This window comes from Ruminiclostridium papyrosolvens C7 (assembly GCF_000421965.1).
Classification (GTDB): Bacteria; Bacillota; Clostridia; order Acetivibrionales; family DSM-1351; genus Ruminiclostridium; species Ruminiclostridium papyrosolvens_A.
Genome location: NZ_ATAY01000022.1, coordinates 43,002 through 56,217 on the forward strand (window position 1 = coordinate 43,002; position 13,216 = coordinate 56,217).

At 37.3% G+C, this 13,216-nt stretch carries 8 protein-coding genes; all 8 read right to left on the reverse strand.

Features of this window, described 5'->3' with window-relative positions:
• Positions 1–158 precede the first annotated feature (158 nt).
• Positions 159–1,253: a diguanylate cyclase gene (locus tag L323_RS27540; RefSeq protein WP_020814863.1), complete on the reverse strand. Its 1,095-nt coding sequence runs from the start codon at positions 1,251–1,253 to the stop codon at positions 159–161.
• Between the two features lie 251 nt (positions 1,254–1,504).
• The gene (locus tag L323_RS41600) at positions 1,505–2,533 is read right to left on the reverse strand and encodes an S-layer homology domain-containing protein (RefSeq protein WP_031341888.1); all 1,029 of its coding nucleotides are present in this window, start codon (positions 2,531–2,533) and stop codon (positions 1,505–1,507) included.
• Positions 2,526–5,984: an endo-1,4-beta-xylanase gene (locus tag L323_RS40550; RefSeq protein WP_242835254.1), complete on the reverse strand. Its 3,459-nt coding sequence runs from the start codon at positions 5,982–5,984 to the stop codon at positions 2,526–2,528. Before L323_RS40550 ends, L323_RS41600 begins: the two co-directional genes overlap by 8 nt.
• A 126-nt stretch (positions 5,985–6,110) precedes the next feature.
• Entirely contained in the window at positions 6,111–9,257 is a 3,147-nt protein-coding gene (locus L323_RS27550; RefSeq protein ID WP_020814864.1) for an endo-1,4-beta-xylanase, read from the reverse strand.
• 461 nt (positions 9,258–9,718) lie between these two features.
• Positions 9,719–10,621 carry a sensor histidine kinase gene (locus L323_RS27555; RefSeq protein WP_020814865.1) on the reverse strand — a complete coding sequence of 301 codons (903 nt, stop codon included), beginning with the start codon at positions 10,619–10,621 and terminating at the stop codon, positions 9,719–9,721.
• A gap of 11 nt (positions 10,622–10,632) precedes the next feature.
• The gene (locus L323_RS27560; protein WP_020814866.1) at positions 10,633–11,430 is read right to left on the reverse strand and encodes an ABC transporter permease; all 798 of its coding nucleotides are present in this window, start codon (positions 11,428–11,430) and stop codon (positions 10,633–10,635) included.
• A complete protein-coding gene (locus L323_RS27565; protein WP_020814867.1) occupies positions 11,423–12,346 on the reverse strand; it encodes an ATP-binding cassette domain-containing protein in 924 nt (307 codons plus the stop codon). The genes L323_RS27560 and L323_RS27565 overlap by 8 nt, the downstream gene beginning before the upstream one ends.
• A 142-nt stretch (positions 12,347–12,488) precedes the next feature.
• Positions 12,489–13,169, reverse strand: coding sequence for a response regulator transcription factor (locus L323_RS27570; RefSeq protein WP_020814868.1), 681 nt, complete (start codon positions 13,167–13,169; stop codon positions 12,489–12,491).
• Between the last annotated feature and the right edge of the window lie 47 nt (positions 13,170–13,216).

The following is a 13,216-nucleotide window of genomic DNA, read 5'->3' on the forward strand; positions in this document are numbered from 1 at the left end:
AATATTAAGTTTAAGATTGTATATTTTTGATACACTCATTCCACTGATAAAAGAATAGCACATTCTAATTTCTTGAACAAGACCATTTCTGGGAAATCTATTATTTATTTACATAATTTATTTAAAAAAAGTATCCTTTTTAAAAACTATTTTATAAATTATTCTGATATAACTTTATCTGAAACCACAAGGTTCCTTCCGGTCCGCTTTGCTTTGTAAAGTGCATCATCAGCCCTCTCTATTATCTGTGTTATATCTGTGACTGTTTCAGGATAGGAAGATATACCAATGGATACTGTTATATTAATATTCCTGCCGTAAGAAATCTCAAACTCATTTTCCGCAATTATTTTCCTGATTCTTTCAGCTATTTCAATTGCCTTGCTGTTTGAAGCATTTTCCAGTAAAATTGAAAACTCTTCACCCCCGTTTCGTGAAATCTTATCATCTGCTCTGCAATTTTGCCGTAATATTTTTCCTATTTCTTTTAAGACCTTATCTCCTGCCTGATGACCATGTGTATCATTTATTTTCTTAAAAAAGTCTATATCAATTAAAAGTAAAGAGAATTTTTGATTAGTACTTACGGCCTTCTCTATTACAAGCCTGAATAATTTATTAAATTCCCTTACATTGTTAAGGCCTGTCAGATAATCCTTGGTTGATTCCTCTTTTAGCTTTATAAACAATAAGCTCATGTTATTAAGATATATCATATATTTATATACTGTATAACTAACGACAAAAGTTCCCAGAATAAAGTACGGGTATATTGCAAAAAGGATTGAGATATTTTTCTGAAAAATATAAAAGTAAACACCACAGCTTACAATGGTCATGTATATTGTAGATACTAACCATTTCTTCCCCAGAGGTCTTCTTGTTTTAAAAATCAACGAAATTCCTACTGTTACCAATATAATAACAACTGCCCCAGCCTCAGAATATTTGTTTAGTCCAAAATATGCGATTCTGAAGCCGCCCATCACAAGGCCTGATACAACAGCAGATAATCCTCCTCCTACAGTAGCTGCCAACAAAGTGGCTATATTTCTGAAATCCACCAACGTTTTATTTTGGATTCTGACACTATACCAAATTAAAAGTACACCTAAAATTCCACATACAACTCCTGCCAAAAGCTTAAAAATAGGGCGGGATTGTATTTCTGCATCACGGTCTCTATAGAATTGATTTGCTATGCTTAAAAAAGAAATAAGTATAGCTGCATTTATTATCAGATCACTTAACATCCTCTATTCCCTTCTTATGTATACCTCCTCATATATTTACGGTTATTATGAGATTTCACATTAATTATTTATGTAAATATTTAGAATCTTAAAATAAATCTCCCTAACTAGTATTTCTTTATATGAGTTCAGATATTCTTGAAACTTTTATCAAAAATTAAGCCCGGAAAATCTCCCGGGCTTTTGGATTATTATATTTGTTTTTTATTACAAATGGCTCAGTACAAGATCTTTTTATATTCTCAGGTTCTCTAAATAAGGCTTGACTTGGTTAAAAACTTATTAATAACCGATGCAGTTTCAGCACGTGTAAGATTATCTTTTGGTGCAATTACTGTCATACTTTTTCCTGACACGATTCCGGCTTTAACGCAGGCAGCAGCTGAATTTTTTGCCCATGTTGCCAGCTTGTCAGAATCTTTAAAGTCTTTAAGTGAATTAACTACTTCATCAGCGGTAAAAGCAGTTTTTAACCCGGTAATCTTCATTGCTTTTGAAACTATTGTCATTGCTTCCTGACGGGTTATGTTACCCACAGGCCTGAATTCACCATCCCCATAGCCTGAGATGATACCGTATTCATATGCTATGCCTACTGAATCGTAATAGCTGTTACTTCTGCTTACATCTGCAAAAATGTCTTTTCCTTCACCTGTTCTGTATAGACCTAAAGCCTTTACCATAGAATCTATAAACTCTCCTCTGGTGATTGCCATATCAGGTACAAAGTTATCATTATCGACACCGTCCATGATAAGTCTTGAAGCAATATTGTTTACAGAACTCTTCGACCAGTGGTTCTCAGTATCCTTAAAGGTCTTTGAATTTGATATCAGCGCATATGTGCTGTTAGTCAAACTGTTTATTTTTGCATAGTATTTGCCGTCTTTACTTACTATAGTTGTAGGTACATGCGAGAAACTACCGTCCCTATTGAGCACTATTCCTGTTATAATCTCACCTTGGATTATTCTGTCATTTATTGCAATTGTTCTTTCAACGTACCCGCTAAATTTTGGAATTTCAATGGTTTTAGTACCATTTGAGCACGTTACGTTAAATTCTACCGGATTTGAAGCCAACTTGTAATTATTCTTACCTGCGGTCTCCTTTACAGTATTATTTACAGCATCAGGCACTCCTGAAATACTTACATTTACCTTAACGTCAAGGTTTCCTTCAAACGAAGACACAATCTTTTCAATATCCAGACTTGATGCCGGCATTGCATACGTCACATTGTCGCTTTTTATCTCCAGAACAGCTTCCTTCTCAGCCATATTTTTTTATTGTTTTAGAAGTTAACTGTGCTGTTACAACATCAGATTTTGTAATTGGCTCTAAAACTATTACGGCCTTTTGACCAAGCAATTCTGCAACCTTATTTTCATCAACAACTATACTTGTAACTTTTTTGCCTTCCTTGTATTCAGTGAAAGCTTTTGCAATGGATACTTCCTTTCCGTTAACCGTACCCTTCACGGTTTCTGAAGTAGGTGTATCAGTTGAAGGTGATGATGGCGTTGGTGTGCTGCCGTCGCTTAATATAAGTTCACCATATACAGAGGTATCCTTGTAACCGACTCCTGTAGTATCGTTCCAATTTCTATACCCGGTACGTGTACCATCCTTGGCATCATTAATCTGAGCATCAAATCCGATTTTCAGATTATTGGCCGGTGTCATAGTTTTAAACGGTATTTTCATTTCAACAGTATAGCTTGTACCCGAAACCTTAACAGCCGACTCGAATCCTTCTTTTATTTTGTCAGGATTAAATGAGGTCTCGTTATCAAAGTTTACTCTGTACTGTCCGTCATCATTCTCATATGAGGCGGTTTTTCCATTATTTTCATCAACAAATGCCTCTACAGAATCCTGTTCCCAAGGATTTGCACTTGATTTGTCAAGGATTGAATCATTTACTTTGATTAAAACATACAGGTTTTTGTCATCCCACAGAGCTTGGGCGGTTCCTTTTGCTGTCTCCCATGCAGCATTTGCTTTATCTATTGGTATTACCTTTGCATTATCCCATATGCTGTCAACCGTTCCGTCTATTACAGGTGTACCTTTTGCAGCTGTTCCCTGCTTTATCTCTACTGTAGGCGGTGCCTCATGCTCAGCCATGTATTTATCAGGGTCGATTATAGCGTAGTATGCATTTTTTGCCTGCAAATCACTGTCAAATGGCAGAGGGCAAGCTTCTTTCCTCCAACTGGTACCGTCATCAAGTCCCCAAATTGTAACACGGCTTATATTATCAGCATGAGCCTTGTAGATTTTCATCAGCTGTGCGTACAAGTATGCCTGTGCATTCACCTCATCCCTGCTCTGCTTTTGGTCGCTTCCGGCTGTAATGTCCAGCTCAGTGACACACACATCTACTCCCAAATTAATAAATCTTTCCAGAGATGCCTCTACATTCTTAGGTTTAGTAGCTGTACTGTAGTGAGCCTGCATACCTATGCCGTCAATAAGCAGCTTGCCAGGGTGAGTTTTTGCATAATTTGTATTAATTTCATTTACCATGTTAGCTATAGCTTGAGATTTATTCTGATCATCGTCGTTATAGTCATTATAATAAAGCTTTATATTGTTCAGATTATTTTTATCAAGAACTTCTTTTGTAATTAAAAACGCTTGCTCTACATAATCATCACCTATAGACTGATACCACATTGAATCTTTACGTAAGCAATTCTTCCAATTTGAAGGGTCGCTGATTCCGTCTGACATAGCTTCATTAACTACATCCCACGATATGACTTTGTCACCGAAATGCTTAACAACATTCTCTATATGGGCTCTCATATTTTCAAGGGCTACTTCCCTTGGAATGGTAGTGTTTTTACCGTTTCCGTCCTTTTTATATTTCGTTATATCAGTATCATCCGGTACTCCATTCATCCATGTAGGTGTTTGTTGATGCCAAACTAATACATGTCCGTGAACCTGTATGTTGTTATCATGCGCTGTTTGTATCATTGCATCGGCTGTTTCAAAGCTGAATTCTCCTTTCTTTTTCTGAAGTGCATCCGGTTTCATATCATTGCCTGCTGTAATAACATTGAAATGATGTTTTAAAAGCTCAAAGCTTTTTCCTGCAAGTTCATTTGGCGCTATTGCATTTCCGATTAGGAAGTCATTTTTGTATACGTCCTTGATAGGAGTCAGGTCGGTTTGGACAGGTAGAGACACAGAACCTGTATTAACCACACTTATATCATCAATATAAAACGCTGCTTCTTTGTTATCACTTTGTAAATATATAGTTATATATCCGCTTGAAGTATCATAATAACGTTGTTTACCCTCAAACTTGACCCAACCGTCAGTTTTTTTAATTGTTTGTTTATATAATGAAGGGTAATTAGCACCATCCCCATTACCAATCTGGGTGCTGAGATCAATTTCCGCACTTTCTGAATCTGGTGCCAGCTTCACCCAAGCCGTCACTTTATATTCACTGCCTTGATCTATATATTTCTCTACACGCAATGACGGGCCACAATAAGCATTTTCTCTGCCTCCGTCTACTTTAAGGGCATATCCGCCGCCATCAGTATGATTGGCTTCATTTGTTACACTAAGAACTTCTTTCCCAATTCTTGGTGTAAAACCACCTTCCGTTCCATCCTCGAAGTCAATGGTTTTCATTGAAGGTGCAGGTCCGGTTATAAGTATATCACCTATGTAAAAAGGAACTGCAGATCCTTTATCGTTTGACTGGACTCTTATCCTGTCATCCTTACTGGTATCTACCGTGTACTTACCCTTTAATATAAAAGGTTTTCCTGCTATAAAATCTACACTTGCAACTACACCATAACTGCTTATACTTTGCAGAAATGCCTGTGCGCCTGTCGGTACAACAGTATTTATGTCCACATAGCCGAATACTGTTATTTCATATGATTTTCCGTTCTCCAGACCTATGTCACTGAACATAAAATCTGTTCCATCATAGTTGTTAACTCTAGTATCCACATATAAGGCAGCCCCGTCTTCATTTAGCACAGTTCCTTCAGCATCACCTGTGGGAAAAGTTTTTTCGGTAACAGGCATCAGGGTCGCATTACCGGATTGTTTTGCTAAGCCATTACCGCTTGCAAAAGTTTCGTGGTAAATTGTTTTTGCAGTTATCGGTGTGGCTGTTGTAGATTTTTCTCCTGTTACAGTTATCTCTCCGATATAAAAAGGAACTGTTGCTCCTACACCGTTAGATTGAATACGTATCGCGGAATCCTTGCTGGTATCAACAGTATAAGTTCCGGTTAATGTAAATTCTTTTCCTGCCACGAAATCAGCACCTGCAATCCAAGCATAGCTGTTTACAGCCTGTAAAAATGCTTTTGAATTTTCTGGTTTATCAGTGTCAATAGGTACTGTTACGTCTGAATCAACATATCCCTTAACCGTTATAGTATATTTATTCCCTTCTACCATTCCTAAATTTTTAAATGAAAAGTCAGCTCCATCCCAGTTGTTTTTTCTGGGATTTACATACAGAGCAGCTCCATCTTCATTACCAGTAAAAACTTTGTTAGTGACTGTTGTCAGGGTCGCATCTCCGGCTTGTACGGCTGCTCCCTTTCCATTAGTAAAATCCTCATGATAAATTGTTGTAATTTCTGCTTTTACCACATTGTTTAAAGGCATTACCGAAAAAAGCAGGGCGATTGTCATTACAACTGATAAAACTCTTTTCCATTTTGCATTACTCCTCAAAATAAATGCACCTCCATAAAAATAAATTTTAAATATCTGCTTTTTGTATCAATCAATGTTTTATTAAAAAGTAAAAAGCCGGCCCCTAAACTTTATACGGGGCCGGCTCAAAATGAAATTCAGTTTTTATTTTGCGGACAATTTCTTTACTATTGATTCTGTTTGTGAAACAGTTATATTTTCTTGTGGCGCCAGCATTTTTCCGCTTTTGCCGGATACAATTCCTGCTTTAATACAAGCAGCAACAGAACCTTTTGCCCAGCTGGCAACTTTATTTGAATCCTTAAATTCCTTGAGTATTTTATTTATCTCAGCAGCTGAGTAATTAACATTTTTTCCTGCTGCCTTCATAGCCTTGGAAATTATTGTCATAGCTTCCTGACGAGTAATCTTAGCCTGTGGCTTGAATTCTCCATTTTTGTAGCCTGATATTATTCCTTTCTGGTATGCAACACTTACAGAAGCATAATAGCTGGCATCCTTGGTTACATCTTTAAAGGAGTCTTTAACCTGAACATTTTTATTCAGACCCAAAGCTTTAATAATAGAATCAATAAATTCTCCTCTTGTAATATATTGAGCTGTATTATTGCTTTCGGAATTACTGAGGGTAAGAACACCATATACCGATGTATCCTGATAACCTGTTCCGGTAGTATCATTCCATGTTGCAACACTCTTACGTGAACCGTCTTTAGCATCATTAACCTGAACATCAAAGCCTATTTTCATATTATTTGATGGAGTTACTGATTTAAGAGGAATCTTTATTTCAACAGTATAGCTGGTTCCCGCAACCTTTGTTGCAGATTCAAACCCGGCTGAAATTGCTGCTGGATTAAATGAAGTCTCATTATCAAAGTTAACTCTGTACTGACCATCATCATTCTCATAGTATGAAGTCTTTCCATTGTTCTCATCCACGAATACTTCAACTGAGTCTTGCTCGTATGTGTTTGCACTCTTCTTATCAAGTTCTGAGTCGCTTACCTGAACAAGGACATACAGGTTTTTGTCATCCCATAAAGCCTTTGCAGTTCCTGTTGCTCCCTGCCATGCCATTTGATATGTGTTTGCAGGTATAACCTGTGCTTTACTCCAAACGCTGTCTACAGTACCATCAATTACAGGTGTTCCGTATTTTGCTGTTGCAGATTTTGCACCTTTAGGTGTTTGAGGTTTATTTTCGTTCATGAACTTAGCTGGGTCTACTACTCCGAAAAATCCAGGCTTTGCCTGAAGATTCTTGTCAAACGGTAAAGGATTTGTGGATGATCTCCAGCTTGTACCGTCATCCAACCCCCAAATAGTAACACGGCTTATATTTGCTGCATGCTTCTTATATATATCGAATAACTGTGCATATAAATATCCCTGTGCGTTTGCAACTTCATCAGTCAATTTGAAGTCACTGCCTGCCTGAACATCAAGCTCTGTTATGCTTACTTCTACACCCAGTGAAATAAATCTCTCCAATGAAAGTTCAACGTTGGAAGGATTTGTTGACATGTTATAATGTGCCTGCATACCTACACCGTCGATAAGACGCTTGCCGGGATGAGTTTTTGCATATTTTTCATTTAATTCTTTTACCATTGAGTATATAGCTTTGGATTTATTTTGATTATCGTCGTTATAATCATTATAATAAAGCTTTATATCCCAATCAGGATGAGCATCCAGAACCTCTCTTGCTGCTAAAAATGCCTGTTCCATGTAATCAGGCCCAATTGCCTGATACCAAGGGCTTTGACGTAACGCACCCTTCCAGTCATCTGGGTTTGAAGGATTATCATTCATACCTTCATTTACTACGTCCCATGATATTACCTTGTTACCGAAATGTTCTACTACTGTTTTAATATGAGTCTTCAGATTTACAAGAGCTTCGTCACGCGACAAAGGTACGGTATTTCCGCTTGCATCAGCTTTTGTATTTAACCATGCAGGTGACTGCTGATGCCAAACAAGTGTATGCCCGTGCATCTTGAATCCCTCTGCCAAAACCTTGTCAACAAGTTTATCTGCATCCCCGAATGTAAAGTTGCCCTTTGTAGGCTGTAATGCGTCAGGCTTCATAGCATTGCCGGCAGTCATTACATTAAAGTGCTTCTTTAGAAGGTCAAGTCTGATCCCTTCCATATCCTCTGCTGCTATTGCGTTTCCAATAAGGAAATCATTTTTATATACATCCTTGATAGATTTCAAATCATTTTGGATTTTAATTGGGCCTGAACCTGTTTGTTCAAAGCTGATATCATCAATATAGAAGGAAGCATTGGCACTACTTGCACTTTCTACATATATAGTAATGAATCCGCTTGAAACATTGTTGTAGCGGTATGTACCCTCATACTTAACCCAACCGTCAGAAGTACCTATTGTTTTTGCTGCAAGGCTTACATAAGAAGCACTTCCACCGTTTCCAACCTGAGTTGAAAGTTGAAGTTGTGAGCTTTCAGGACTAATTAGTTTTACCCATGCAGTAACCTTGTATTCGCTACCTTGGCTTACATACTTTTCCACATTCATGGAAGGACCATGCCAGGACATTGTTCTGTTTTCTACTTTCAAAGCATATGCACCGCCATCGGTATGGTTGGCTTCTTTTGTTACAGTCAGTTTTTCTGACCCATCTCTGCCTCCAAAGCCTCCTGTTGTGTTATCCTCAAATGTTATTGTTTTGAAAGTTTCTGCCTTTGGTTGGTTAGGATCAACGGGTACTTCTTCAACGACCTCTTCTGTTATTGAAATGTCTCCAATATAAAAAGGAACCTCTTTACCTTCATCATTAGATTGAACACGTACCCTGTCGTCCTTTGAAGTATCAACAGTATACTTTCCGCTTAATGTGAAAGACTTTCCTGCAACGAATTCTGCACCTGCCAGCCATGCGTAGCTGTTTGCAACCTGAAGAAATGCTTGTGCACCTGCTGGAACCTTGGCATTGGAATCAACAAAACCTTTTACGGTTATGTTATAAGTCTTACCGTTTTTTAATCCAATATCTGAAAATTTGAAATCAGCAGCGTCCCAGTTATTTTTTCTGTTGCTTACATATAATGCTGCTCCATCATCATTGCCTTCAAAAACCTTGCTTCCTACCTTCTCAAGATTAGCTCCTCCGGATTGGGATGCTGCTCCCTTTCCATCTGCAAAAGTTTCGTGATAAGTAGTCTTTGTATCTGCCATTACTGAGCTAAAAGGCATAACGGAAATGAGCATTGCAATAGCTAAAAGCAATGCTAAGACTTTATTTCTGTTTCTGTACATTCAATCGTCCTCCTGATTTTAAATGTTTTTTCACTTGCTTAAATATTGTGCGGATTTTCTAAGAACTTGATTATTGCCGTTACTGTCCCCCTTTCAATATGCAGAGTTGCTTTATTAATTACTTTTAACAATTCTTTGAACTAAGTGGCTATAGTATCAATTTATGCGAAAAACAGGAAATAAAGTAGTAAGATTTTTTCTACTTTGTAAGCTCTAATTAAACGAGGTTCTTCATTCTTATGTGATAAAATTTTAGAAATTAACGTAAATAAAATAAATAATATTTATATTTTGCTTCGATAATTTACGAATTATAACAGCTTAAAATTCCTCCTTGAAATAGGACTGATGCACTGTATAAACTGGAATATAATACTATATTTAAAATACTACTATTGTTTTTACAAGTCAACGACTGATTTTACATAATTAGTACTGAAAAATCTTATATCTTTTTCTTATTAGTTTTTTATTAATTGGAATTCAACCTGTATTGTGAGCTGATTTTTACACAAGTCTGCACTTACATTCCCGCCCATTTCTTCTGCCAGGATTTTTACAATTGCAAGACCAAGACCTGTTGTTTTGCTTCTTGATTTGTCTGCTGTATAGAAGCGGTCAAACAGACGTTTTATATCTATCTGAGATGTGTTTTCTACCGGATTTTTTATGAATATGATTGCCGTTTGAAATGCTGTTAGTTTAACTTCAACATTTCCGGCAGCATGTGTAAGACAATTCCTTAAAAGGTTTTGAATAATACGAAATGTCATCTCTTTATCTGCCATAATAAATATGGGGGGTGTTTCAGTGAAGGACAATGTCAGTCCGTGTTCCTCAAATGAGGAAACATACCCTGCAAGACATTCCGTTACAAGATTTGTAAGATTAATTCGTTCCAGTTGCGGTTTAAGTTCTGAATTTAATAGATATGAATATTCAAAAAAATGGTCAACCAGATGGCCAAGCTGCTCGGCATGTTTTTGTGCAATACCAAGTCTCTTTCTCTGTTCATCTGTCAGCTGTCCCTTTTCCATCAGCTGTTGATAACCTCTTATTGCTGTAAGGGGGGTACGTAAATCGTGGGATATATTTGCTATTAGTTCTTTAAACTGTTTTTCCTCTCTAACGCAGTCAAGACGGAGGGTTTCCTCCGCCTTAAAGCACTTGTTTATATTGGAAGTCAATTGACTAAGTTCATGGTTAATAAGCTCCACCCTGACAGGCTGCCTTGTATCTCCTGTAAGCCTGTTCTCTAACTGGTGGTTGATTCTTCGCAATTGAGTCTGAACAACTATAATGTAAAGAATCAGCAGCAAAACTATGATTATTAGAAATCCTATTGCAATTGACAACCGCTTCACCTGACCTTCTATTACTTTATTTCTGTTTTTCTGAAAATACCGTAAGTAACTATAACCACTGCAATACCAAATACTATACTTACTGCAAATGCCTTAAAGAGTTCTCCTGTACCAGATTGTACAGTTAAAAACATTCTGTTTCCTCCAAATGGCGTCAAAGACAAAATATTGTTAACAACATCTGACCGTGATGCCAAAGATGACAATTGCCCGCTGAGAATTGAAATAGCATAGTATATTGCAACCACCAAAATGGGCTTTTTAACCGCAAATGCAATGGGCAGACATAAGCTTAGCTGTGACAAGTGAACCAATATCAGCGTACCTGCTACTACAATCAACTTTGCCAACACAGATGCACTAAGTTCAATACCTGATTCTTTTGATAATATATTTAAAAATCCAATGGATACCGAACCCATATCAAACTTATTTCCGGTACACACCGCAATGATTGTTACCAGAGCATAGGGAAGAATAATGAACAGTATTGAGCAGAAGAACACAATAGATTTACTGACTATTATCCTTCCTCTGCCACCTCCATCTGCTATAATATTATGAATTGTTTTGTTTTCAAAATCTCCGCAAATAAAAATCCCGGCAGTTACAGCTCCAAGTATACTCATTGTATTCATATCTGAGAACAGAAATCCTAATCCGGTATATTCCCCTCCCAGACTGCCCTTGGGAATAAGGTATGCAAACAATACCATCATTAAGGAACAGAATAGCGTAATTGCAAATAAAATCCTTATTACTGTTGATTTAAAAACTTTATATAAGTCAGCTCTAATCATATTAACCATTCTGTTCACCGCCAATCACTGAAATAAAGTAATTTTCAAGAGTATCTCCCTGTATAGAAAATTCAGTTATCATAATACCATTATCGAAAATTGCCCTTGATACTGCTTCTCTGTTATCGAGATAATCGTAAAGCTTTATTCTCTTATCCGGCATTACCTTATAGTTGGTTGTACCAAGCTGGGTTTCCAGAACACTTGCCAGTTTTTCAGGCTGGTCGCATTCGATGAAAATATGATGTTTACATTTTTCTTCCAGTTCAGACAGTGTAACAGCCTGTTTCACGACTCCCTGATGCATTATTATATAGTCTGTAGCAACCTGATAAAGCTCAGGCAGATTGTGGCTGGATATCAGAATGGTCATATGCCTTTCATCACACAGCCTGTTAAGCAGATTCCTTATCTCTACTACCCCCAGAGGATCAAGCCCGTTAATAGGCTCATCCAGAATCAGCAGTTCCGGCTCTCCCAATAATGCTATGGCTATTCCCAAGCGCTGCTTCATTCCAAGGGAAAAGTTTTTAGCCTTCTTATTACCGGTATTCCCAAGACCTACAAGTTCAAGCAGCTCCTGCTCTACGTTAACATTTGGAATACCTTTAATTATCCGATAATATCTGAGGTTTTCCTGTGCTGACATGTAAGGTATGAAACCGGGATATTCAATCATGCAACCCATTCTTTTTCTTTGGGCCTCAAGCAGCTTATCTCCCTTCTTTCCAAACAGTTCCACATGGCCTCCGGTAGAAAAAGCAAGTCCGGCTGCTATCCTCATAAATGTCGTTTTACCGGCACCGTTCCTGCCTATCAATCCGTATATTTTGCCTGCCTCCATAGCTAGAGATACATTATCCAGTACTTTTACACCATGATAACTTTTAGTCAGGCTATTTGTTTTCAATACATATTCCTTCATTTTTTCACTTCCCTTTCTTAACCTTAAAGTTCCATTACATACACCTTTAAAAAGGAACGTTCTGACTATGTTTTTAGTATAAAATCTAATGGTTTAGAAAAGGTTAAGCCGGGAAACAAAAATGTAAGGTTTTTGATAAGTTTTACTCTTTGTACAGACGGTAGCCAAGTCCCCACACTGTTTCTATGTAATCTTGCTGAGTATTTGCGGTTTTAAGTTTACTTCTTAGATTGCTCATGTGGGTTTTCACTGCATTATCATCTCCAAGGTAAGCATCCTGCCAGATGGTTTCATATAGATTGGCTTTGGTAAATACTTTCTCCCTGTTCTTTATGAGCAATTCCATTATCCCGTATTCCTTGGCTGTCAGGTCAAGTTCCATTTTATTGACAATTATCCTTTTTGAATCAATGTCAACAGCCATATCTTTATAATGTAATATTTTTTCTGACTGTGTCTTTCTGCGGGAGCGCCTGAGATTTGCTGAAACTCTTGCAACAACCTCACCTAAGTCAAAAGGTTTTGTTATATAATCATCCGCACCCATTTTAAGCAAATCAATTTTCAGTCCGATTGTATCCTTGGCTGAAATGACGATGACAGGTACATCCGAGAATTCACGCACTTCTTTAAGTATCTCGTCACCGCTTTTAAACGGAAGCATAATGTCAAGAAGAATCAGATCATACTGATTCTTCTTAATCTCTTTAAATCCATCGGTTCCGGTATATGCCGAAAATACTTCAAAGCCTTCCTCTGTAAGTATTTCCGACAACATTGAATTTACGTCTTTATTGTCTTCAATAACAAGTATTTTTTCCATATTTGTTCTCCATATATTAGTACTTTAAAATTATACCAGACCTTTAA

Coding starts and splice junctions, on each gene's coding strand:
- L323_RS27560 (WP_020814866.1), bottom strand. CDS start 11,430: ATGGTTAATATGATTAGAGCTGACTTATATAAAGTTTTTAAATCAACA.
- L323_RS27550 (WP_020814864.1), bottom strand. CDS start 9,257: ATGTACAGAAACAGAAATAAAGTCTTAGCATTGCTTTTAGCTATTGCA.
- L323_RS41600 (WP_031341888.1), bottom strand. CDS start 2,533: ATGGCTGAGAAGGAAGCTGTTCTGGAGATAAAAAGCGACAATGTGACG.
- L323_RS27540 (WP_020814863.1), bottom strand. CDS start 1,253: ATGTTAAGTGATCTGATAATAAATGCAGCTATACTTATTTCTTTTTTA.
- L323_RS27565 (WP_020814867.1), bottom strand. CDS start 12,346: ATGAAGGAATATGTATTGAAAACAAATAGCCTGACTAAAAGTTATCAT.
- L323_RS27570 (WP_020814868.1), bottom strand. CDS start 13,169: ATGGAAAAAATACTTGTTATTGAAGACAATAAAGACGTAAATTCAATG.